This window comes from Cryobacterium sp. SO2 (genome assembly GCF_026151165.2).
In the GTDB taxonomy this organism is placed as follows: Bacteria; Actinomycetota; Actinomycetes; order Actinomycetales; family Microbacteriaceae; genus Cryobacterium.
Map to the genome: position 1 here is coordinate 1,369,906 of NZ_CP117849.1, position 22,251 is coordinate 1,392,156.

Here is a 22,251-nt window from a genome sequence, read left to right on the forward strand (position 1 = left end):
TTTTGCCCGAAAGCGGCCCCGACGGGCCTGAACTGCCCCTAGGCTCGAGCCAGCCGTCACCGGAGAGGTGCGACCGAGCATGGGGGAATCAGTGAATGTGATGCGCAAATGGGTCTTTCCGATCCTCCGTTTGCTGGTGGTGGCCGCGATCGCCGTCGCCCTGGTGAAACTGGCGTTCTTCGCCGACACCGCTGAGGCCCTCGACCCGGCCCAGCCCACCGGGCAGATCGTGGAACCGCAGGTGCCGGTGGCCCTGGGCACCATCACCAACGACGTCACCCTGCCGGGAACCGTGTCCGCCGACGCCGCGGTGCCGGTCAAGGCCGTGGCCATCGGCACCGTCGACGAGCTCTTCTTCGCCCCCGGCCAGACCGTCACGGCGGGCGACAAGCTCTACGACATCAAGGTGGAGACCGTGCTCGACCCCGTCGAGACCACGGACGAGACCGGCCTGGTGACCATCACCCAGCCAAAGCCCGCGATCACCTTCGAGAAGGTCTTCGCGCCCGCCAGCGGCGTGCTCAGCGCGCTCACCGTCATCCACGGCCAGTCCGTCGCCATCGGTGACGTCACCGGGCAGGTCGCCCCGCCCAGCTACTCCGTGAGCGGCTCGCTGAGCCCCGAACAGCAGTACCGGCTGGTCACCCAGCCCACCGAGGCGTCCATCACCATCACCAACGGGCCGGCCCCGTTCACCTGCACCGGGCTGCGCATCAGCACCCCGCTGGCCGGGGCGGATGCCGACCCCACGGCCGGCGGCGCCGACACCGGGAGCGGGACTGCGGCATCCGGCACCACCGTCAGCTGCGCCATCCCCGCCGAGGTCACCGTGTTCCCGGGCCTGGCCGCGCAGATCACCATCGCCGGCGGCAAGGCCGAGAACGTACTCGTCGTGCCCACCACCGCCGTCAAGGGCTCCGCCGAGACCGGCGTGGTCTGGTTCGTGCTGGAGGACGGCACCACCGAGGAGCGCCCGGTGACCCTGGGCATGAACGACGGCACCTCGGTGCAGGTCGTCGAGGGACTCGCGGAGGGCGACCTGATCAACCAGTTCGTACCCGGCGCCGTCGCCCCGACCGACTGCCTGAACCCCGGCGAGATCTGCGCCGACACCGGAACGACACTCCATTGACGCTCCTACACCTGGCCGGCGTGACCCGCACGGTCGAACTCATCGACGGTCCGCCGCTGACGATCCTCTCCGGCGTCGACCTCGACGTCGCCGTGGGGGACCGGGTCTCGGTCGTGGGCCGCAGCGGTTCGGGCAAGTCCACCCTGCTCAACCTGCTCGGGCTGCTCGACAACCCCACCTCCGGTGACCTCGAATTCGATGGCCGGCCGGTGAAGTCGTTCTCGTCCGCCGAGCGCGACCGGGTGCGCGGCCGCGACGTGGGCTTCATCTTCCAGCAGTTCAACCTGCTGCAGGGCCGCACGGCGCTGGAGAACGTGATGACGCCCCTGCTCTACGCCAACGGCAAGCAGTTCTGGCAGCGCGCCCGCATCGCCACCGAGATGCTCGAGCGGGTCGGACTCGGCCACAGGCTCGGGGCCATGCCCGACAAACTCTCCGGCGGCGAGCAGCAGCGCGTGGCCATCGCCCGCTCGCTGGTGCGCGGCCCGCGGCTGATCCTGGCCGACGAGCCCACCGGCGCGCTCGACCTGGAGACCGGCGCCGACGTGATGGCCCTACTCGACGAGGTCGCCACCGGCTCCGGCGCGGCCCTGATCACCATCACCCACGACCCCGCCATCGCCGCCCTCGCCACCAGGCACCTGCGCCTGGACCACGGCGTGCTCACGGCCGTCGGCGCGCTGGCCGCGCCCGCTCCGTTCGATGACCAGCTCGAGACGGTCCCGGCATGAACCGGCTGCTCAGCAACGTGGTCGGCTCGTTCGTGGAGGCCTGGCAGGAGCTGCGCATCCACAAGACCCGGGTGATGCTGTCGCTGATCGGCGTGGCCGTCGCGGTCTGCGCGATCACCACCGTCGTCGGCCTCGGCGCCGTCGCGCAACAGTCCATCGTGGAGCAGAACGAACGCAGCGGCGGGCGCAGCGCCACGCTCTCGCTGTATGCATCCTCGAGCGATGGCAGCATCATCGATCCCGAGGTCATGCAGGAACTCTGGGCGACCGAACTCGAACGGTACGGCATCGAGTACGCCAGCCGGGTGCTGTACTCCACCCAGACCGTACAGTTCACGGATGGCGCGGTGCCCGTGCAGGTTATGGGCGTCGACCAGCCCTACGGCACCATGCACCGGGTGACCCTCTCCGAGGGTTCCTGGTTCGCCGAGGACGACGCTGAGCGCCTCGCACCGGCGGTGCTCGTCAATCAGATCTTCTACGACAGGATCGGCCGGCCAGACCTGGCCACGCATCCCACCACGACCCTGCTCGGCGCCACTCCGACCACCGCCGTGATCACCGGCGTCTACCCGGTGAGCGTCTGGGAGACCGAACCGGCCATGTACCTGCTCATGGACACGCTGACCGCACTGACGCCCGCCGATCAGCTCGCGGCGGGCGGCATGACCCCGAACTACGAATTGTGGGTGCCGCCGGAGATCAGCGAGGACCTGATCACGGCGCTGCAGCGGGATGTCCAGGGGGCGCTCGGCGCCGGCACCGAGGTGTCGGTGAGCCGGCAGGACTACGCCGCGTACAACGAGGACCCGTTCGCGTCGATCAAGTTGCTGGTCGGGGGAGTGGCCGGCCTCGTGCTGCTGCTCGGCGCACTGGGACTGGTGAACATCGCCCTGGTCACCCTCAAGCAGCGCATCCGCGAGATCGGCGTGCGGCGCAGCTTCGGCGCCACCGCCGGCCGGGTGTTCTTCTCGGTGATGATGGAGAGCATCGTCGCCACCGTGGTGGCCGGCGTCGTCGGCGTGATCGGGGCGGTGCTCATCGTGACCAACCCGGTCGTGCAGGGCTTCATCGCCCAGGGCATGGTCACCGACTTCCCGCCGTTCCCGGTGGAGGCGGCCCTGCTCGGCCTGGCCTGCTCCGTCGGTGTCGGCGCCCTGGCCGGCCTGCTGCCGGCCCTCGTGGCGGTGCGCGTCAAGGTGATCGACGCCATCCGCTATTGATCGCTCGCGAAAGCGGCCGTGTGGTCGCCACGGCTCTCCCGAAGCAGCCCCAGGGCCGCTTTCGTGGAGTCCTGAACGGGTCACGCCCGGGTAATTGGGCGTGGGCTCACGCCGATGTCGGCGCTCGGCGGTACCGTGGAACACATGGCTACGAGCACTAAGTCGACCGGGCGTGCCCGCAGCACGCCTGCGCGCGGCACCGGAACGACCGCGCGCACCAAGGCCGGCACCACCACGAACCAAAAAACCGTCAAGTTCCCGGCGGCCGAGACCAAGCCCGGCCTCGGCGTGCGGCTGTGGATGGGCCTGGCCCACGTGTCCGGCGGCGCCGCGCGCGCGCTCGGCCCCGAGCAGCTCTCCAAGGAGGAACGCCGCGACGGCCTGCCCTTCTTCCTCGTGCTGCTCGCGATCGCCGGAGCCGTCATCGAGTGGTTCCTGATCAACGACCCGATCGCTCAGACCCTGGATGCCTGGACCTTCGGCGCCCTCTTCGGCCGGCTGGCCTTCGCCCTGCCGGTGATCTTGCTGCTCTTCGCGATCTGGCTGTTCCGCAACCCGAGCTCCGTGCACGACAACGGCCGCATCGGCATCGGCCTGTCGCTGCTGCTGGTCACGGTCTCCGGGCTGTGCCACATCTTCGGCGGCCAGCCCGCGCCCACCCAGGGCGTGGAGGTGCTGGCCCTCTCCGGCGGTGTCCTCGGCTGGATGATCGCCGCCCCGCTGATCTTCCTGATCACCACCGTGGGCGCGGCCATCGTAGTGATCCTGCTGCTCATCCTCAGCCTCTTCATCATCACCAAGACCCCGCCGAACAAGATCGGTGAGCGCAGCCGCGAGCTCTACGCCTGGCTGTTCGGCACCCCGCTGGCCGAACCCGAGGAACGGGCGGCGGCGAAGGAAGCCAAGCACGAGCGCATCCAGGCGCTCAAGACCAAGCAGATCGAGCTCGACGGCCTCGACCCGGCCCAGGACGACGACACCGACGAGGGCGCCCTGCCCTGGTGGCGTCGCAACACCAGCAAGCGCGAGGAGGACCCCGACTTCTCCAGCGCCATGTCGAGCGAGTCCGACGAGCCAGCCCCGCCGGCCGCCGACCCGCTCAGCACCCTGCTCAACCACGGGGCGGATGCGGCCAAGGGCGGCTTCGACTCCGCCCTCGAGTCCCCGAAGGAACCGGTTCACCAGGACCACTACGGCACCGAGGTGCTCGAAGACCTGCTCAAGGCCGAGGAAGCCATCAAGCGCTTCACCGGCGAGGTGGAACCGCTGCCGCGCAGCACGGGCCTGCACGCCGACGACCCGGCCGGCCTCACCGAGGAGCTGCCGGGCCTCGACGACCTCGACGAGGCGGCCACCGCGGTGGACCGCAGCGTGGGCGAGTACAAGTTCGGCGAAGAGCCCGTGCTGCCGTACGTGCTGCCGTCGGCCACGACCCTCACCGCCGGCCCGCCGGCCAAGGCCCGCTCAGCGGCCAACGACGAGATCGTCAAGTCCATCACCGAGGTGCTCAGCCAGTTCTCGGTGGACGCCCGCGTCACCGGTTTCTCCCGCGGCCCCACCGTCACCCAGTACGAGATCGAACTCGGCCCCGGCGTCAAGGTCGAGCGGGTCACCGCGCTGAGCAAGAACCTCTCCTACGCCGTCGCCTCCAACGAGGTGCGCATCCTCTCGCCGATCCCCGGCAAGAGCGCCATCGGCATCGAGATCCCCAACACCGACCGTGAGATCGTCACCCTCGGAGACGTGCTCCGCTCGAGCACGGCCACCAACAGCACCCACCCGATGACCATCGGCGTCGGCAAGGACGTCGGTGGCGGGTTCGTCATCGCCAACCTCGCCAAGATGCCCCACCTGCTCGTGGCCGGCTCCACCGGATCCGGTAAGTCCAGCTTCGTGAACTCGATGATCACGAGCCTGCTCATGCGCGCCAAGCCCAGCGACGTGCGCATGGTGCTGATCGACCCCAAGCGCGTCGAGCTCGCCGCCTACGCCGGCGTGCCGCACCTGATCACCCCCATCATCACGAACCCCAAGAAGGCAGCCGAAGCGCTGCAGTGGGTCGTGAAGGAGATGGACATGCGTTACGACGACCTGGCCAGCTTCGGATTCCGGCACATCGACGACTTCAACAAGGCCGTCGTCAACAATGAGATCGTGCTGCCCGCCGGCAGCGCCCGCACCCTCAAGCCCTACCCCTACCTCCTCGTGGTGGTCGACGAGCTCGCCGACCTCATGATGGTCGCCCCGCGCGATGTCGAAGACTCGATCGTGCGCATCACGCAGCTGGCCCGTGCCTCCGGCATCCACCTGGTGCTGGCCACCCAGCGCCCCAGCGTCGACGTGGTCACCGGTCTGATCAAGGCCAATGTGCCGTCCCGTCTGGCCTTCGCCGTCACGAGCGTCACCGACTCCAGGGTCATCCTCGACCAGCCCGGCGCCGACAAGCTGATCGGCCAGGGCGACGCACTGTTCCTGCCGATGGGCGCCTCCAAGGCCCTCCGGGTGCAGGGCGCCTGGGTGAACGAGTCCGAGATCGAACGTGTGGTCAAGCACGTCACCCAGCAGGCCAGGCCCGACTACCGGCCCGACGTCTCCGCCGAGGCGCCGCGCAAGGAGATCGACTCCGACATCGGCGACGACCTCGAGGTGCTGCTCGCCGCCGCCGAGCTCGTGGTGTCCACCCAGTTCGGCTCCACCTCGATGCTGCAGCGCAAGCTCCGCGTGGGCTTCGCCAAGGCCGGCCGCCTGATGGACCTGCTCGAGTCCCGTGAGATCGTCGGCCCGTCGGAGGGTTCAAAGGCCCGCGACGTTCTCGTCACCGCCGAACAACTGCCCAGCGTGCTGGCCAAGCTGCGCGGCTCAGACGCCGAGCACCACGCCGCCACCGCCCGCTCGCAGTTCGAAGAATCGCAGCGTCAGCAGGCGCACGAGCAGGCCGCGCCCGACCCCCGCTACGCCGACGACCCGGTGGCCAAGATGAGTGAAGGGTACGCTGAGGAGGAGGGCGACTCCGACGAGGACGCCTGGCAACTCACCGACAGGGACTGACCCCATGGCTACACCGACCACTCCGGCCAAGGCGTCCAACTGGAACCTGCCCAACGTCATCACCATCGTGCGCATCCTGCTCGCACCGCTGTTCTTCTGGATGCTGCTGGCCGACAACGGCGCAGATGGCGCGCTGCGCTGGTGGGCCGCTGTGCTGTTCATCGTGGCGATCGCCACCGACGGTGTCGACGGGGCCATCGCCCGGCGGTACAACCTGGTCACCGACCTCGGCAAGCTGCTCGACCCGATCGCCGACAAGATCCTCACCGGCGCCGCGCTGATCGGCCTGTCGATCCTGGCCGAGCTGCCCTGGTGGGTCACCATCGTCATCCTGGTGCGCGAGATCGGCATCACCGTGTTCCGCTTCGCCATGCTCAGCGACAGGGTCATCCCCGCTTCCCGCGGCGGCAAGCTCAAGACCATCATGCAATCGGTGGCGATCTCGCTGGCCCTGCTGCCACTCTGGCTGGTCTTCGGCGGCTGGATCGACTGGGTCAACACCATCACCATGACCCTCGCTCTGCTGCTCACGGTCTACACGGGCGTCGAATACCTCGTCGCCGCCCGCCGGGAGAACCGTCAGCCCAAGCCCACCAGCCAGGCCTGAGATGCCCGCTGAGTCGGCCAGGGCCACGGATGCCGCGGCAGACCTGGTCGCCACCCTCACCGCCAGGCACCTCACCATCGCCGTGGCGGAATCGCTGACCGGCGGACTGCTCGTGGCCGAGCTTGTGCGCATCCCCGGCGCATCCGCCGTGCTGGCCGGGGGAGTCGTGGCCTACCAGACGCCGCTCAAGCACACCCTGTTGGGCGTGGACGCTGTAGTGCTGGCCGAGCACGGGGCCGTGCACCCCGAGGTGGCCAGGCAGATGGCGAGCGGCGTGCGCACCGCCCTGGCCGTCGACGGGCGCCCGGCCGACATCGGCATCGCCACCACCGGGGTGGCCGGCCCCGATGAACAAGACGGGCAGGCCGTCGGCACGGTCTACCTGGGAGTGTCGTTCGGGGATAGTGTGCGGGCCATGGGGTTCAGCTTCACGGGCGGCCGGGCAGAGATCCGGGCGCAGGCCGTCGAGCAGGCGATCGAAGCTGTGCGTCAGCTGATGGAACCCGGAAAGCCCGAATTCGCGGAATAGTTCGTGTTACCGGTGGGTTACAGAAGGCATATTCACAAGAAAAGTCCAGTCATCCTCGGTAATCTCGAGGTGTCGGATGGATAGGGTACTGTTGGCCATCCGCCACACGAAACTGACCAGTTGAGTGGGCCCCAGCAGTTCAGACAGCACGAAGAAGGAGGTTCCGATGATTCTTGTTCGTCAGGAAATCGGCGATGTGCTCAGGGACTTCCGCCTGCAGAAGGGGCGCACACTGCGTCAGGTTGCGAGTAAGGCCAGTGTGGCCCTCGGATACCTGTCCGAAGTGGAGCGCGGCCAGAAGGAAGCCTCATCTGAGATTCTGGCTTCCGTCGCAGAGGCGTTGGAGACCCCCATTTCAGTCATCATGCGCGAGGTCGGCGACCGTTTGGCCGTCATCGAGGGAATCGATCGTTTCCCCGACACCGTGCCCGACGAGCTGGTTGCGAAGTTCGACGCCAGCATGATGGTGCGCTAAGTCGGCCACCATCACGGCGGCACCGACTGAACGCAGCATCCGAATGAGCACACCATGAGACTGAGCGAATTCCGCCAGGCCCTGAAAGATGAATTCGGCGAGAGTTACGGCCGGGTCCTCACCAGGGACCTGGTGCTCGGTCCGCTCGGACGCACGGCCGATCAGGCCCTTGCCGGCGGCGTTCCCGCCCGCGATGTCTGGCTGGCGCTCTGCGCCGAGACGGATGTCCCGCCGGCCAGGCGCCACGGTGCAGGCCTGCCGCCGGCGCGCAGCTGACCGTCCCGCAGACCAGCCCGAGCGCCGGAAACATCCCATGACCCAGAACGGCCCGGCTCACCCAGCCGGGCCGTTCGTCTGTCACCGGCCCTGCACGTCCTCCGGCGAAGATTTCCGGCACCGCGGTTTCCGACACACCGCAACACCGTCGAATGCGTGTTCGGTTCTTGGTAGGCTCCTCCACAGTAGAAGTCGAAGACGGATTATGCACAGTAGCGGTGCCTCCCGGCCAGTGTCGGGGGTGCCGCGTACAGTCAGGCTCGTCAACGACCTGCGCACCAGCCTTGTCGAGGACGGTCGCCGGGGTCTTCCCGGTGGCCGGAACGACAGCCTATAGGCGCCACGCGCACGACCCGAAGGAGCACACCATGGCATCAGCAGCAGACCGCGAGAAGGCACTCGACACCGCCCTCGCCCAGATTGACCGCCAGTTCGGCAAGGGCTCGATCATGCGCCTCGGCAGCGACGAGCGCGCACCCGTCGAGACCATCTCCACCGGGTCGATCGCGCTGGACGTCGCCCTCGGCATAGGCGGGCTGCCCCGCGGCCGCGTCGTGGAGATCTACGGCCCGGAGTCCTCGGGTAAGACCACCCTCACCCTGCACGCCATCGCCAACGCGCAGAAGAACGGCGGCATCGCCGCCTTCATCGACGCCGAGCACGCCCTCGACCCGGAATACGCCAAGAAGCTCGGCGTCGACATCGACGCCCTCCTGGTCTCCCAGCCCGACACCGGCGAGCAGGCGCTCGAGATCGCCGACATGCTCGTGCGAAGCGGCTCGATCGACCTCATCGTCATCGACTCCGTCGCGGCCCTGGTGCCCCGTGCCGAAATCGAAGGCGAGATGGGCGACTCCCACGTGGGCCTGCAGGCCCGCCTGATGTCACAGGCGCTGCGCAAGCTCACCGGTGGTCTGAGCCAGACCAACACCACCATGATCTTCATCAACCAGCTGCGCGAGAAGATCGGCGTCATGTTCGGCAGCCCGGAGACCACAGCCGGTGGAAAGGCACTCAAGTTCTACGCGTCGGTGCGCCTCGACATCCGCCGCATCGAGACCCTCAAGGACGGCACAGAGGCCGTCGGTAACCGCACCAGGGTCAAGGTGGTCAAGAACAAGATGGCGCCGCCGTTCAAGCAGGCCGAATTCGACATCATCTATGGCGTCGGCATCTCCCGCGAGGGCAGCCTGATCGACTTCGGTGTCGACCAGGGCATCGTCAAGAAGTCCGGCGCCTGGTACACCTACGACGGCGACCAGCTCGGCCAGGGCAAGGAGAACTCGCGCAACTTCCTGCTGCGCAACCCCGACATGGCCAACGAGATCGAGACCAAGATCAAGAACAAGCTCGGCATCGGCGCAGAGGGCAAGGCCGCCAAGAAGGCCACGGATGACGCCGCCACCGCCGCGGCAGCAGCCGAGGCCGCGGCGAACGGACTGGCCACAGGTACCGACGGTGCCAAGGTCGCCTCCATCGCGCCCAAGGCCGGCGCGCGGAAGGGCGCCTAGCCACCATGGTGCACTTCGAAGCCTCGCCTGAGCGCTCCGCCGATCGGGCGGGCCTGGCCCCGGTGACCTACCTGCCGGGCGCCAGCCCCACCGACCAGGCGGATGCCGCCGCCGACGAGGCGGCGGACGAGCGCGAGCACGCCGAGAAGATGCTCCTACAGCGTCTGCGCGGCCGGTCGCTCTCGGTCGTCGAGGCCGAGAAGCTGCTCCGCTCCACCGATATCGACGAGGAGGCGGTGCAGGAGATCCTCGAACGCTTCGCCGAACTGCACTACCTCGACGAAGAGAAGCTCGCCGACCAGATCATGCACAGCCACCACGAACGCAAGGGGCTGGGCCGCAGCGGCGTCGCCGCCGAGATGCGCCAACGCGGTCTCGACGCCGAACTGATCGCCGAGAAGCTCGAAGAGATGCCGGACGACGAGGCCGAGCGGGCCACCGAGCTCGCGCTCAAACGCGTGCAGCAGCTCGACAGGTTTGACGACGCCACCATCGACCGTCGGCTCACCGGGTTCCTGATGCGCAAGGGCTACGCCTCCTCGGTGGTGCGGGACGCCGTCAAGGCCGCGCTGGCGTCCCGGCGCGGCTCCGGCCGCACCTCCACCGTGCGATTCCGCTGAGCCTGGCCCGCGCGCAAGCGTAAGCTGGGGGAACTATGAGCAGCGTCACCGCACCGTCCCTCGCCACTCCGTCGTCCCTCGACCCGTCGCCGCATGCGACCACGGTGATCGCGCCGTCGTCGGCGGCGAGGGACGACGAGGGCCGGGCGCGCACCTACGAGGTGCGCACCTTCGGCTGCCAGATGAACGTGCACGACTCCGAACGGCTCAGCGGGTCGCTCGAAGCGGCCGGCTACGTGTCCGCGGACGGCGCCGAGGCCGACATCGTCGTGATCAACACCTGCGCGGTGCGGGAGAACGCCGACAACAAGCTCTACGGCAACCTGGGCTACCTGGCCTCGGTGAAGCGCAAGCATGCCGGCATGCAGATCGCCGTCGGCGGCTGCCTCGCCCAGAAGGACAAGGCCACCATCCTGGCCAAGGCACCCTGGGTAGACGTGGTCTTCGGCACCCACAACATGGGCTCCCTGCCCAGCCTGCTCGAACGAGCCCGCCACAACGGCGAGGCCCAGCTCGAGATCCTCGAATCCCTGGAGACCTTCCCCTCCACCCTGCCCACCAAGCGCGACTCCAGCTACAGCGGCTGGGTCTCCATCTCGGTCGGCTGCAACAACACCTGCACCTTCTGCATCGTGCCCGCCCTCCGCGGCAAGGAGAAGGACCGCCGCCCCGGCGAGATCCTCGCCGAGATCCAGGCCCTCGTCGACGACGGCGCCATCGAGGTCACCCTGCTCGGCCAGAACGTCAACTCCTACGGCGTCGAGTTCGGCGACCGGCTCGCCTTCGGCAAGCTGCTGCGCGCGGCCGGGCAGATCCAGGGCCTGGAGCGCATCCGCTTCACCAGCCCGCACCCGGCCGCCTTCACCGACGACGTCATCGACGCCATGGCCGAGACCCCCGCCGTGATGCCGCAGCTGCACATGCCGTTGCAGTCCGGCTCCGACCGGGTGCTCAAGGCGATGCGCCGCTCGTACCGGTCCACCAAGTTCCTCGGCATCCTCGAACGGGTGCGCGCCCAGATGCCCGACGCCGCGATCAGCACCGACATCATCGTCGGCTTCCCCGGCGAGACCGAGGAGGACTTCCTCGAGACCATGCGGGTCGTCGAGGAATCCAGGTTCGCCACCGCGTTCACCTTCCAGTACTCCATCCGCCCGGGCACCCCCGCCGCCACCATGGCCGACCAGGTGCCCAAGGCCGTGGTGCAGGACCGCTACGAGCGCCTCATCGCGTTGCAGGAGCGCATCTCCTGGGAAGAGAACCGCAAGGTCATCGGCCGCGAGGTCGAACTCCTCGTCGCTAACGGCGAAGGCCGCAAGGACGCCGATACCCACCGGCTCAGCGGACGCGCACCCGACAGCCGCCTGGTGCACTTCGACGTGCCAGCCGGCTCCGAGCTTCCCCGCCCCGGCGACATGGTCACCGTCACGGTCACCCAGGCCGCCCCCTTCCACCTCATCGCCGACTCCCTCGACGGCACCCCCTTGCGCATCCGCCGCACCATCGCCGGCGACGCCTGGGACCGCGCGCAGGCCGAGTCCTGCGGCGTGCCCACCCCGGCCGGCTCCACGAGCGGTGCCGTCTCCCTCGGACTGCCGACCCTGCGCGTGGGCCCCGCCGGCCTGAACCTCAGCAACCTCAACCAGCACGGCGGCGCCACGACGATCCCGATCTACCCCGTCGACGACGCGGAACGCTAGAGCGCGGTGCTCGTCGTCATCGTCGGTCCGACCGGCACCGGCAAGTCCGAGCTCTCCCTCGACCTCGCCGAGCAGCTCATCTCGGCCGGCCAGCCGGCCGAGATCGTGAACGCGGATGCCATGCAGCTGTACCGCGGCATGGACATCGGCACCGCCAAGCTGCCGGTGGCCGAACGCCGCGGGGTGCCACACCACCTCCTGGACGTTCTCGGCGTGGCAGACGAGGCCACGGTCGCGCGCTACCAGGTGGACGCCAGGGCGGCCATCACCGACATCACCGAGCGCGGCGCGGTGCCGATCCTGGTCGGCGGCTCCGGTCTGTACGTGTCCTCGGTCGTCTACGATTTCCAGTTCCCCGGCACCGACCCGGTGCTGCGCGCCCGCCTCGAGGCCGAGCTCGTTGAGCAGGGCCCCGGCCTGCTCTACGAACGGCTCAAGGCCGTCGACCCGGAGTCGGCCGCCCGCATCGGCGCGAGCAACGGCCGCCGGCTGGTGCGCGCACTCGAGGTCGTCGAACTCACCGGTGCCCCGCATGTCGCCGTGCTGCCCGGCGACCCGGTCTACTGGATGCCCGCGGTGACCCTGGGGCTGCGACTGCCCCGCGAGATTCTCACCCCCCGGCTCGATGCCAGGGTCGAGCGAATGTGGGCGGCCGGCCTGGTCGACGAGGTACGTGGCCTGCTCCCCGCAGGCCTGGAAGCCGGTGTCACGGCCAGCCGCGCGATCGGCTACGCCCAGGCGCTCGGCCAGCTGCGCGGCACGCACAGTCAGGCCGAGGCCGTCGAGGCCACCCAGCAGCTCACCCGCCGCTATGCCCGCCGGCAGGTCAGCTGGTTCAAGCGCGACCCGCACACCCACTGGATCGACGCCGACGACACCGACCGCGTCGCCCAGGCCGCCCGTCACCTGCCCTGAGTCGTCACCGGCCGTGTGCGGCCGACATCACATCCTGGCCGAGTCCCTAAACTGATCAGATGAGCATCGATCTCCACTTCACCAAGGGTCACGGCACCGGCAACGACTTCGTGCTCTTCGCCGACCCGGACGGCCTGCTCACCCTGACCCCCGAGCAGATCCAGAGCGTCTGCGAACGCCGGTTCGGCGTCGGCGCCGACGGGATCATCCGGGCCGTGCGGTCGGCCAACCTGGACGCGGGCGCCGCGGCCCTCGCCGAGGACGACACCGCCGAGTGGTTCATGGACTACTGGAACGCCGACGGCACGGTCTCGGAGATGTGCGGCAACGGCATCCGCGTGTACACCCGTTTTCTGCTCGAGCAGGGCCTCGTGGAGCTCGGACCGGGCGAGACCCTGCCCATCGGCACCAGGAGCGGCGTGCGCGACGTGCAGCGGAACGCCACCGGCTACCAGGTGGACCTGGGCCGCTGGCGGCTGGAGCCGGGGGAGACCCTGGTGCGCGCCAAGAACCTCGCCGTGGCGAGGCCGGGCCTGGGCATCAACGTGGGCAACCCGCACGTGGTGGTGGCCCTCGCCGACGCCGACGAGCTCGAGAGCGCCGACCTCACCTTCATTCCGCAGCTGGACCCCGAGCCCGCCGACGGCGCCAACGTGGAGTTCGTGCTGCCGCACGACCCGCTGGTTGTCGACGGTGTCGGCCGCATCCGCATGCGCGTGCACGAACGCGGCAGCGGAGAAACCCTCTCCTGCGGCACCGGTGCCGTCGCCGCCGCCCTGGCCACCCGGCACTGGGCCGGCAAGGGTGCTCCGAACCAGTGGCGCGTCGAAGTCCCCGGCGGTGTCCTGGGCGTGCGCATGTTCCCCACCGAAGACGGCGAGCACGTCTCCCTCTCCGGCCCCGCGACCCTGGTCTTCGACGGCACCCTCACCCTGGCCTAACCCACAGGCCCACAAGCCCGCGAGCCGTGAGAAAAACCCCGAAAACCGGAGGTTTTCGGGGCTCAACTCACGGCTCGCGGGAGGGGTTACTCGGGTTTGTGGGCCTGCAGGATGCGGAAACCCTTATCGGTCGCATAGCGGGAGACTTCCAGGGCGCCGGGCTGGCCGGGGAACTCCTCCGCGAGCCAGCGCTGCAGCGAGTCTGAGCCGAGGTTCCGCTGCACGACAAGCCAGGCATCCGTGCCGGGCGTCAGGCGCGGCAGCCAGTGCTCGAGCATCGAGTGCAGCTCGGCCTTGCCGACCCGGATGGGCGGGTTCGACCAGATGCCGGCGAAAGCGACAGTGTCGGGAACATCCGCGGGCAGGACGGCGTTGATGTTGGTGAGCCCGAGGTTGGCGGCGTTCATCCGCACCAGGTCGAGGGCTCGCTCGTTGACGTCGACGGCCCAGACCGTGGCGGACGGGTCGGCCAGCGCGAGATGCAGGCTGATCGGGCCCCAGCCGCAGCCGAGGTCGAGCACATCCCCGCCGCCGGAGGGCAGCGGAGCTTCGCGCATCAGCACCTTGGTGCCGGTGTCGATGTGTTCGGGGGAGAAAATCGCGTTCGCGGTGGTGACCTCGCGGATCTGGCCGGCGATCTTCACGGTGATCTGCCGCAATTTCAGGTCGCTGCCCGGAGCCGACGAGAAATAGTGTTCGGAAGCCATACAACGAACTTATCGAAAGAAGAGGAACTAGAGTTAAAGCAATGACTGAATCAACCGCTCCACACGACGATGACGATGTAGTTGCGCGCGTGCTGGCCAGCGCCGAGAGCCGTTCGTCCGGCTACTCCCTCTTCGCCAGCGGATCGGCGCAGGCACTGCAGGCCCGCCCGGCCGACGGCGGCTTCGACGGCGGCGACCACGACGGCGAACAGACCGAGCGTGAAGACCGCAACGCCCTGCGCCGCGTCGGCGGACTCTCCACCGAACTCCAGGACGTCACCGAGGTCGAATACCGCCAGCTGCGCCTCGAAAACGTGGTGCTGATCGGCGTGTACTCCGCCCGCAGCCTGCTCGACGCCGAGAACTCCATGCGCGAACTCGCCGCCCTGGCCGAAACCGCCGGTGCCACCGTGCTCGACGGCCTGCTGCAGCGCCGCGCCACCCCAGACCCGAGCACCTATCTCGGAAAGGGCAAGGCCCTCGAACTGGCCTCCATCGTGGCGGCGCTCGGCGCCGACACCGTGATCGCCGACTCCGAACTCGCGCCCAGCCAGCGGCGTGCCCTCGAAGACGTCGTCAAGGTGAAGGTCATCGACCGCACCGCCGTGATCCTCGACATCTTCAGCCAGCACGCCAAGAGCCGGGAGGGCAAGGCGCAGGTCGAACTTGCCCAGCTCGCCTACCTGCTTCCCCGCCTGCGCGGCTGGGGCGACTCGATGTCCCGCCAGGCCGGTGGCCAGGTCGGTGGCACCGGAGCCGGCATGGGCTCGCGTGGACCCGGTGAGACGAAGATCGAACTCGACCGCCGGCGCATCCACACCCGGATGTCGCGCCTGCGTAAGCAGATGATCGAGATGAAGCCCGCCCGCGAGGCCAAGCGCGCCAACCGCAAGCGCAACGCGGTGCCGTCTGTGGCCATCGTCGGGTACACCAACGCCGGCAAGTCCAGCCTGCTCAACCGCATCACCAAGGCCGGCGTGCTGGTGGAGAACTCCCTGTTCGCCACCCTGGACGCCACCGTGCGCAAGTCCAGCACCGCCGACGGCCGGCTGTACACCTTCACCGACACCGTCGGTTTTGTGCGCAACCTGCCGCACCAGTTGGTGGAGGCGTTCCGCTCCACCCTCGAGGAGGTCGCGGACTCCGACGTCATCATCCACGTCGTGGACGCGTCACATCCCGACCCGGCCAGCCAGCTGGCCACGGTGCGCGAGGTCATCGGCGAGGTCGGCGCCAGCGCCATCCCCGAGCTGGTCGTGTTCAACAAGAGCGACCTGGTCAGCGACGACGACCGCCTCGTGCTGCGCGGGCTCTCCCCGCAGGCGATCTTCGTGTCGGCGCGCTCCGGCGAAGGCATCGAGGCCGTGCTCACGGCCATCGAGACCATGCTGCCCCGCCCGGAAATCAGGCTGGACCTGCTCATCCCGTATGACCGCGGCGACCTCATCCCGATCCTGCACGGCCAGGGCAAGGTGCTGGCCCTGGACTACGCCGAGACCGGCACCCTCGTGACCGCGCTCGTGTCCGCCGGCATCGAGGCGCAGTTCACCCCGTTCGTGGTGGCCCCCGCCATCGCCAGCTGACACCAGCACCAGCCGCCGGGCGGCATCCGCAGTCGAACACTGACAGCGGATGCCGCCCGCTGCTGTTAACACCCGATTCTGCACCGCAACGTAACATTCGGCCATCCGGGTGCGAGCGCGAATACCCGTTGTTAGAGTCATCTCATTCGTTGCCGGGAGCACCACCCGCCCGGCATGGAGCGACAGCCGAGCCCGGCACCCGCCCGCGAGCAACCGCCTGGTTTTCGGGGCGGTCCGCGGCCGCCTGGCCTTCGAGTTGTACCGACCATGCCGAATGAGGAACCATGACAGCGTCTTTCGCGTCCACGACAGCGGACCCGGTCTGTCCGCCGAACACGCCGTTCTCCTTCGAGCTCTATCCGCCCAAATCGGATGCCGCCGAAACCGCGTTGCACACCACCATCGACGAGCTGGCCGCGGCCGGACCCGACTTCATCTCGGTGACCTACGGCGCCACGGGCTCGTCCCGCACCTCCTCGCTGGACGTGCTGCGCTACATCCGCCGGGCCACCCAGGTCGACCCGATGGCGCACCTCACCTGCGTCGGCTCCTCGCACGCCGAGGCCAGCAGCCTGATCCGCGAGTTCCTCGACGCCGGGGTGCGCAGCTTCCTCGCCCTGCGCGGCGACCCGCCGGAGGGCCTCACCGAAGGGGACACCTTCCTCGGTGACCTGCACAGCGCCGGCGAACTCGTGCAGCTGATCCACCGGGTGCAGGCCGAGCGGGTGCCGTACCAGGAGACACCCATTCCCGGGCTGCCGCGGGCACGGGCGGTCAAGACCGAACGCGAACACGTGCGCATAGCCGTGGCCGCCTTCCCGAACGGGCACCCGCGCTCACGCTCCACGGCGCAGGACATCGACACGCTGCTGGCCAAGCAGGCCGCGGGGGCGAACCTGGCCATCACGCAGCTCTTCTTCCACGCCGACCACTACCTGAGCTTCATCCAGCGGGCCAGGGAAGCGGGGGTCGAGTTCCCGATCCTGCCCGGCATCATGCCCGTCACCAGCCCCAGCCGGCTCCGGCGCATCCTCGAGTTGTCGGGGGAGGACCTGCCCAGCGACCTCTCGATCCAGCTGGAGGTGGAGCCCACCGCGGAGGGCCAGCGCGAGATCGGCATCAGCCACGCGGCCACCCTGGCGTCGAAGCTCGTCGCCGGCGGTGCCCCCGGCCTGCACCTCTACGCCTTCAACCAGCATGCGACGGTGCTGGCCGTGCTCGAGCGCGCCGGTGTCCTGCCGCGTGTCGGCGCACCGGCGACCCCGTCAACCAGCCCCACCGGCATCCCCACTGCCGGCACTCACCCCACGAAGGACAAGCGATGACCACGACTGACATCCCCGCGTTCCCCACCGGAACGATCCTCGGCTACCCACGGATCGGGCGCCGGCGTGAACTGAAGAAGGCAATCGAGGCGTTCTGGGGCGGCCGGATCGACGCCGCAGAGCTGGAGGCCGCCGCCGCCGGGCTGCGGCGCGCCACCCGGCAGCGGCTCGCCGGGCTGGGCCTGGGACGCAGGGACTCCTCGATCCCCGAGAGCTTCTCCTTCTATGACCAGGTGTTGGATGCCGCCGTCACGGTCGGCGCCATTCCTGCCCGGTTCGCAGACCTCGTCGATGCCGACGGCCACCTCGACCTGGCCGGGTACTTCACCCTGGCGCGCGGGGCCGGCGACAACCTGCCGCTCGAGATGACCAAGTGGTTCGACTCCAACTATCACTACCTGGTGCCCGAGATCGGCCCGGAGACCCGGTTCCACCTGGCCAGCGACCGGATCGTGCGGGAGTTCGAGGAAGCCGTCGCCGACGGCTACCTGACCCGCCCGGTGATCGTCGGCCCGGTGACCTTCCTGCTCCTGGCCAAGCCGAGCGACGGGGCCCCGGCGGGCTTCCATCCGCTCGACAGGCTCGCCGACCTGCTGCCGGTCTATCAGGACCTGATCGAACGCCTGGCCGTCGCCGGTGCCGAGTGGGTGCAGCTGGATGAGCCCGCCCTCGTCAGCGAGAGCATCGACATCCCGCGGGAACGCACTCTCGCCGCCGTCGCCCAGGCCTACGCGGCTCTCGGCGGCCTGGACACCCGGCCGGGCCTGTTCGTCGCTGCGCCCTACGGCAGCCTCGACGATGCCCTGGCCGTGCTGGCCACGGCTCCTATCGAGGCCATCGGCCTCGACCTCGTGCGCGGCACGGTGCCGGCTGCCGTCCCCGGGCTGAAGGACAAGACCCTCGTCGGCGGTGTCATCGACGGGCACAACATCTGGCGTGGTGACCTCGCGGCGGCGTTCGACCACGCGCGCCGGCTGGAAACCCTGAGCCCGAACGTTGCGGTCTCCACCTCCACCTCATTGGTGCACCTGCCACACGACGTCGCCGACGAGACCAAGCTCGGTCCCGAGTTGGCCGGCTGGCTGGCCTTCGCCGACCAGAAGATCGGCCAGGTCGCCACCCTCGCCCGGGGCCTCGCCACAGGACGGGAGACGATCCAGGCCCATCTGGATGCGGCGACCGCGTCGCTGGCCTCCCGCCGGGTCTCACCCGGCGTGCGCGACGGCGCCGTGCGCTCCAGGCTCGAGATCCTCACGCCGGCGGACTTCAGCCGCGGCGACTACGAGTCCAGGGTGGCCGCACAGGCGGCCGTGCTCGACCTGCCGCCGCTGCCGACCACCACCATCGGCTCGTTCCCGCAGACCGGCGACATTCGTCGCGCCCGGGCCCGCCTGGTGGCTGGGGACCTCTCCCCGGCCGACTACCGCGATGTCATGCGCGCCGAGATCGCCCGGGTCGTGCAGCTGCAGGAGGACCTCGGTCTGGACGTGCTGGTGCACGGCGAACCCGAGCGCAACGACATGGTGCAGTACTTTGCCGAGAACCTGGACGGTTTCGCCGTCACGGAGAACGGCTGGGTGCAGTCCTACGGCACCCGGTGTACCCGACCGTCGATCCTCTGGGGTGATGTGTCCAGGCCCCGGCCGATCACGGTCGAATGGTCCAGCTACACCCAGACCCTCACCGAGAAGCCCGTCAAGGGCATGCTCACCGGACCGGTGACCATCCTGGCCTGGTCGTTCGTGCGCGACGACCAGCCGCTGGGCGAGACCGCCCGCCAGGTGGCCCTGGCCCTGCGCGATGAGATCGGCGACCTGGAGGCCGCGGGCATCCGGGTGGTCCAGGTGGACGAGCCCGCCCTGCGCGAACTCCTGCCGCTGAAGAAGAAGGACCACGCCGACTACCTCGACTGGTCGGTCGGATCGTTCCGGCTCGCCACGGCCGGGGTCGCCGACCAGACCCAGATCCACACCCACCTCTGTTACTCCGAGTTCGGGGTCGTGATCGACGCCATCCGCAACCTGGACGCCGACGTCACCAGCATCGAGGCCGCCAGGTCGAAGATGGAGGTCGTCACCGACATCCAGGCGAGCGGCTTCGACCACGGCATCGGCCCGGGCGTGTACGACATCCACTCCCCGCGGGTGCCGGGCGTGCCTGAGATCACCGAACTGCTGGAACGGGCGCTCGAAGCGATCCCAGCCCGGCAGGTGTGGGTGAACCCGGATTGCGGGCTGAAGACCAGGGGGTACGCCGAGACCGTCGACTCGCTGCGCAACATCGTCGACGCCACGCGGGCGGTTCGCGCCACGCTGGTCTGACCGATGCCGCGTTAACGCACCAGGCCCGGCCCCTCGCGGGGCCGGGCCTGCTCTGTGCTCGTGCTGCCGGACTAGACCGAGCGCAGCACCGCGACGACCTTGCCCAGTACCTCGGCGTAATCGCCCAGGATCGGCTCGAAGTTGGTGTTGCGGGGGAGTAGCCAGGTGTGGCCGTCGCGCTGGCGCAGCACCTTCACGGTGGCCTCGCCATCGAGCATGGCGGCCACGATCTCGCCGTTCTCCGCGGTCTTCTGCTGTCGGATGACCACCCAGTCACCGTCGCAGATGGCCGCGTCGATCATCGACTCACCGACGACCTTGAGCATGAAGAGTTCACCCTTGCCCACCAGCTGGCGGGGGAGCGGGAAGATCTCGTCGATCTGCTGGTCGGCCATGATCGGGATACCGGCGGCGATACGACCGACCAACGGCACCATCGCCGCGTCACCCACCTGGATGCCGGACTGGTAATCGTCGGCAGCACCGGGTGTGACCTCGTCGGTGGACTGCGGCAGCTCGATGAGGACTTCGAGGGCACGCGGCCGGTTGGGATCACGACGCAGGTAACCGCTCAGCTCAAGCTGGTTGAGCTGGTGGGTGACGCTCGAGAGCGAGGACAGGCCCACTGCGTCACCGATCTCCCGCATGCTCGGCGGGTAGCCCCTGTCGCGCACTGAGCGCTGGATGACGTCCATGATGGCGCGTTGTTTGTCGCTCAGGCTCTTGCGGCGCCGGGTGCCGCCCTTATCCCGAGGTGTGCTCTCCTGTGCCACGTTATCGCTCCTCTGCTTGTCGGTTCCGGGTGGGTGCATCTGACGCAGCCGGATCAGGTCAGGGATCACGTCAGAAGGAATGTCGGTGGTGTCTGTTTGAGTACTGCTACCCGATCGAAACTGTAGCCAAGGGGCTCGGAATCGTAGACAGGTATTCGAGTGTGTTGCGAAATCTGTTTCCATAATATCCGGAAACAGGGTTGCTTGTTCGAACACTCGAAGATATATTCGGAACATAGATTCGCATCCGGCCCTCCCGGCCGAGGGCCGGATGCGTTACCAGGAGGTTCGACATGAGCGCAGCATACGCAGTGAAGCCCGGCTCGATAGCCGTGCGTCCTTCCATCGGCCACGCGGCAGCCACCGGCGTGCCGCGCACGCACCTGCGGCTCACCCGCCGTGGTCGCGTTGTTTTCACCACGCTCGCGGCCCTGCCGCTGGTTCTGGGCTCCATCGCCGTCGCCGTCAACGGCGGCGTCGCTGCCGCGGAGGGCACGGCTGGCGTGGGCGCCGCGGCGTTCGAATACGTCACGATCGACGCCGGTCAGTCCCTCTGGGAGCTGGCCGAGTCCATCGCACCCAAGCAGGACCCGCGCGACGTGATCGCCGACATCGTCAACCTCAACCAGCTCTCCTCCGAGGCCGTTGAGCCCGGCCAGCGTCTCGCTCTGCCCGCCTCCTACTAGCCGTCGCCTGCTGCCCCGAAAGCGGGCGCCCACGGCGCAACTAAGCTTGTTCGGGTGACCAGCCTCAACGACCTGCCCCTCCGCGCCAACCTTCGCGGACAAATCCCCTACGGCGCACCGCAGCTGCACGTGCCGGTGGCGCTGAACGTCAACGAGAACACCCACCCGATCCCGCCGGCCGTCGCCGCCGACATCGCGCAGGCCCTCGCCGAGGCGATCCTCACCGTGAACCGCTACCCCGACCGGGAGTTCACCCAGCTGCGCGAGGACCTCGCCGGCTACCTCGGGCACGGTCTCACCCTCGACAACATCTGGGCCGCGAACGGCTCCAACGAGGTGCTGCAGCAGGTGTTGCAGGCCTTCGGCGGACCGGGACGTTCCCTGCTCGGCTACGCGCCGACGTACTCCATGTACTCGATCCTGGCGTCCGGCACCGATACCCGGTGGATCCCCGGCGGCCGGGACGCCGACTATGAGCTGAGCCCGGAGACGGCCGTGCGCTGGGTGAACGAGACCACGCCGGACATCGTCTTCCTCTGCTCCCCGAACAACCCGACCGGCACCCCGCTGTCGCTGGAGACCATCGCGGCCGTCTACGACGCCACCGATGGAATCGTCGTGGTCGACGAGGCCTATGCCGAGTTCGCCCCGGTGGGAACCGAGAGCGCCCTCAGCCTCCTGGCCGGCCGCCCGCGCCTGCTGGTGTCCCGCACCATGAGCAAGGCCTTCGCCTTCGCCGGCGTGCGGGTGGGCTACCTGGCCGCCGATCCGGCGGTCACGGATGCGCTCCGCCTGGTGCGCCTGCCGTACCACCTCTCCGCGCTCACCCAGGCGGCCGCCGTGGCGGCGCTCGCGCACACCGGGGAGATGCTCGCCATGGTGGACGACATCAGGGTGCAGCGTGACCGTCTGGTCACCGAACTCAGCGCGCTCGGCTTCTCGCCGCTGCGCAGCGGCAGCAACTTCGTTCTCTTCGGCGGCGTGGCCGATCCGCACGCACTGTTCGAGGCGCTCCTGGCCGAGGGCATCCTGATCCGCGACGTGGGCATCCCCGGCCACCTGCGCGTCTCGGCCGGCACCGAGGCCGAGACCAGCGCCTTCCTCACCGCCATCGCACGGCTTCGTCCGATAGCCGAATAAACTAACGC

At 68.9% G+C, this 22,251-nt stretch carries 20 protein-coding genes; 18 read left to right on the forward strand and 2 right to left on the reverse strand.

From position 1 onward, the window contains the following. The first annotated feature begins 79 nt into the window (after positions 1–79). The 13 genes from BJQ94_RS06255 to dapF all read left to right on the forward strand — a co-directional run bounded on the left by BJQ94_RS06255 (position 80) and on the right by dapF (position 13,708). Positions 80–1,132: an efflux RND transporter periplasmic adaptor subunit gene (locus tag BJQ94_RS06255; protein ID WP_265399070.1), complete on the forward strand. Its 1,053-nt coding sequence runs from the start codon at positions 80–82 to the stop codon at positions 1,130–1,132. Then, on the forward strand, positions 1,129–1,863 hold the full coding sequence (locus BJQ94_RS06260) for an ABC transporter ATP-binding protein (RefSeq protein ID WP_265399071.1): 735 nt from the start codon (positions 1,129–1,131) through the stop codon (positions 1,861–1,863). Before BJQ94_RS06255 ends, BJQ94_RS06260 begins: the two co-directional genes overlap by 4 nt. Next, a complete protein-coding gene (locus tag BJQ94_RS06265; protein WP_265399072.1) occupies positions 1,860–3,086 on the forward strand; it encodes an ABC transporter permease in 1,227 nt (408 codons plus the stop codon). The genes BJQ94_RS06260 and BJQ94_RS06265 overlap by 4 nt, the downstream gene beginning before the upstream one ends. Positions 3,087–3,230: 144 nt before the next feature. Further along, a complete protein-coding gene (locus BJQ94_RS06270) occupies positions 3,231–6,134 on the forward strand; it encodes a DNA translocase FtsK (RefSeq protein WP_265399073.1) in 2,904 nt (967 codons plus the stop codon). Positions 6,135–6,138: 4 nt separating this feature from the next. Continuing rightward, entirely contained in the window at positions 6,139–6,741 is a 603-nt protein-coding gene (pgsA, locus tag BJQ94_RS06275; protein ID WP_265399074.1) for a CDP-diacylglycerol--glycerol-3-phosphate 3-phosphatidyltransferase, read from the forward strand. A gap of 1 nt (position 6,742) precedes the next feature. Next, the gene (locus BJQ94_RS06280; RefSeq protein WP_265399075.1) at positions 6,743–7,270 is read left to right on the forward strand and encodes a CinA family protein; all 528 of its coding nucleotides are present in this window, start codon (positions 6,743–6,745) and stop codon (positions 7,268–7,270) included. A 166-nt stretch (positions 7,271–7,436) separates the two neighbouring features. Then, positions 7,437–7,745 (forward strand): helix-turn-helix transcriptional regulator, encoded by a 309-nt coding sequence (locus BJQ94_RS06285; RefSeq protein ID WP_066594354.1) that lies wholly within the window; start codon positions 7,437–7,439, stop codon positions 7,743–7,745. A gap of 54 nt (positions 7,746–7,799) precedes the next feature. After that, positions 7,800–8,021 (forward strand): DUF3046 domain-containing protein, encoded by a 222-nt coding sequence (locus tag BJQ94_RS06290; RefSeq protein WP_088455723.1) that lies wholly within the window; start codon positions 7,800–7,802, stop codon positions 8,019–8,021. A 368-nt stretch (positions 8,022–8,389) separates the two neighbouring features. Further along, positions 8,390–9,532, forward strand: coding sequence for a recombinase RecA (gene recA, locus BJQ94_RS06295; protein ID WP_265399076.1), 1,143 nt, complete (start codon positions 8,390–8,392; stop codon positions 9,530–9,532). A 5-nt stretch (positions 9,533–9,537) separates the two neighbouring features. Continuing rightward, positions 9,538–10,152: a regulatory protein RecX gene (locus BJQ94_RS06300; protein ID WP_265399077.1), complete on the forward strand. Its 615-nt coding sequence runs from the start codon at positions 9,538–9,540 to the stop codon at positions 10,150–10,152. Positions 10,153–10,187: 35 nt separating this feature from the next. Next, complete coding sequence (miaB, locus tag BJQ94_RS06305) at positions 10,188–11,852, forward strand: tRNA (N6-isopentenyl adenosine(37)-C2)-methylthiotransferase MiaB (RefSeq protein WP_265399078.1); 1,665 nt, start codon at positions 10,188–10,190, stop codon at positions 11,850–11,852. A 6-nt stretch (positions 11,853–11,858) separates the two neighbouring features. Beyond that, positions 11,859–12,767, forward strand: coding sequence for a tRNA (adenosine(37)-N6)-dimethylallyltransferase MiaA (gene miaA, locus BJQ94_RS06310; RefSeq protein WP_265399079.1), 909 nt, complete (start codon positions 11,859–11,861; stop codon positions 12,765–12,767). A 59-nt stretch (positions 12,768–12,826) separates the two neighbouring features. Then, entirely contained in the window at positions 12,827–13,708 is an 882-nt protein-coding gene (gene dapF / locus BJQ94_RS06315; protein ID WP_265399080.1) for a diaminopimelate epimerase, read from the forward strand. An 86-nt stretch (positions 13,709–13,794) separates the two neighbouring features. On the opposite strand, the gene BJQ94_RS06320 is transcribed toward dapF, so the two are convergent. Next, complete coding sequence (locus tag BJQ94_RS06320; RefSeq protein ID WP_265399081.1) at positions 13,795–14,415, reverse strand: methyltransferase; 621 nt, start codon at positions 14,413–14,415, stop codon at positions 13,795–13,797. Between the two features lie 41 nt (positions 14,416–14,456). Here BJQ94_RS06320 and hflX point away from each other — a divergent pair, with 41 nt between their 5' ends. The 3 genes from hflX (at position 14,457) to metE (ending at position 19,644) form a co-directional block, all read left to right on the forward strand. Next, positions 14,457–15,998 (forward strand): GTPase HflX, encoded by a 1,542-nt coding sequence (gene hflX / locus BJQ94_RS06325; RefSeq protein ID WP_265399082.1) that lies wholly within the window; start codon positions 14,457–14,459, stop codon positions 15,996–15,998. Positions 15,999–16,282: 284 nt separating this feature from the next. Continuing rightward, the gene (locus tag BJQ94_RS06330; RefSeq protein ID WP_265399083.1) at positions 16,283–17,323 is read left to right on the forward strand and encodes a methylenetetrahydrofolate reductase; all 1,041 of its coding nucleotides are present in this window, start codon (positions 16,283–16,285) and stop codon (positions 17,321–17,323) included. Continuing rightward, the gene (gene metE, locus BJQ94_RS06335; protein ID WP_265399084.1) at positions 17,320–19,644 is read left to right on the forward strand and encodes a 5-methyltetrahydropteroyltriglutamate--homocysteine S-methyltransferase; all 2,325 of its coding nucleotides are present in this window, start codon (positions 17,320–17,322) and stop codon (positions 19,642–19,644) included. The genes BJQ94_RS06330 and metE overlap by 4 nt, the downstream gene beginning before the upstream one ends. A gap of 71 nt (positions 19,645–19,715) precedes the next feature. On the opposite strand, the gene lexA is transcribed toward metE, so the two are convergent. Next, positions 19,716–20,417, reverse strand: coding sequence for a transcriptional repressor LexA (lexA, locus tag BJQ94_RS06340; RefSeq protein ID WP_265399085.1), 702 nt, complete (start codon positions 20,415–20,417; stop codon positions 19,716–19,718). Positions 20,418–20,710: 293 nt separating this feature from the next. On the opposite strand from lexA, the gene BJQ94_RS06345 reads away from it, so the two are divergent. Beyond that, positions 20,711–21,103, forward strand: coding sequence for a LysM peptidoglycan-binding domain-containing protein (locus BJQ94_RS06345; RefSeq protein WP_265399086.1), 393 nt, complete (start codon positions 20,711–20,713; stop codon positions 21,101–21,103). Positions 21,104–21,157: 54 nt separating this feature from the next. Beyond that, the gene (locus BJQ94_RS06350) at positions 21,158–22,243 is read left to right on the forward strand and encodes a histidinol-phosphate transaminase (protein WP_265399087.1); all 1,086 of its coding nucleotides are present in this window, start codon (positions 21,158–21,160) and stop codon (positions 22,241–22,243) included. The last annotated feature ends 8 nt before the right edge of the window (positions 22,244–22,251 follow it).

Bases quoted from the DNA above. Each gene is read 5' to 3' on its own strand.
- BJQ94_RS06255 (WP_265399070.1), top strand. From the start codon at position 80: ATGGGGGAATCAGTGAATGTGATGCGCAAATGGGTCTTTCCGATCCTC.
- BJQ94_RS06265 (WP_265399072.1), top strand. From the start codon at position 1,860: ATGAACCGGCTGCTCAGCAACGTGGTCGGCTCGTTCGTGGAGGCCTGG.
- BJQ94_RS06270 (WP_265399073.1), top strand. From the start codon at position 3,231: ATGGCTACGAGCACTAAGTCGACCGGGCGTGCCCGCAGCACGCCTGCG.
- pgsA (WP_265399074.1), top strand. From the start codon at position 6,139: ATGGCTACACCGACCACTCCGGCCAAGGCGTCCAACTGGAACCTGCCC.
- BJQ94_RS06280 (WP_265399075.1), top strand. From the start codon at position 6,743: ATGCCCGCTGAGTCGGCCAGGGCCACGGATGCCGCGGCAGACCTGGTC.
- BJQ94_RS06285 (WP_066594354.1), top strand. From the start codon at position 7,437: ATGATTCTTGTTCGTCAGGAAATCGGCGATGTGCTCAGGGACTTCCGC.
- BJQ94_RS06290 (WP_088455723.1), top strand. From the start codon at position 7,800: ATGAGACTGAGCGAATTCCGCCAGGCCCTGAAAGATGAATTCGGCGAG.
- recA (WP_265399076.1), top strand. From the start codon at position 8,390: ATGGCATCAGCAGCAGACCGCGAGAAGGCACTCGACACCGCCCTCGCC.
- BJQ94_RS06300 (WP_265399077.1), top strand. From the start codon at position 9,538: ATGGTGCACTTCGAAGCCTCGCCTGAGCGCTCCGCCGATCGGGCGGGC.
- miaB (WP_265399078.1), top strand. From the start codon at position 10,188: ATGAGCAGCGTCACCGCACCGTCCCTCGCCACTCCGTCGTCCCTCGAC.
- dapF (WP_265399080.1), top strand. From the start codon at position 12,827: ATGAGCATCGATCTCCACTTCACCAAGGGTCACGGCACCGGCAACGAC.
- BJQ94_RS06320 (WP_265399081.1), bottom strand. From the start codon at position 14,415: ATGGCTTCCGAACACTATTTCTCGTCGGCTCCGGGCAGCGACCTGAAA.
- hflX (WP_265399082.1), top strand. From the start codon at position 14,457: ATGACTGAATCAACCGCTCCACACGACGATGACGATGTAGTTGCGCGC.
- BJQ94_RS06330 (WP_265399083.1), top strand. From the start codon at position 16,283: ATGACAGCGTCTTTCGCGTCCACGACAGCGGACCCGGTCTGTCCGCCG.
- metE (WP_265399084.1), top strand. From the start codon at position 17,320: ATGACCACGACTGACATCCCCGCGTTCCCCACCGGAACGATCCTCGGC.
- BJQ94_RS06345 (WP_265399086.1), top strand. From the start codon at position 20,711: ATGAGCGCAGCATACGCAGTGAAGCCCGGCTCGATAGCCGTGCGTCCT.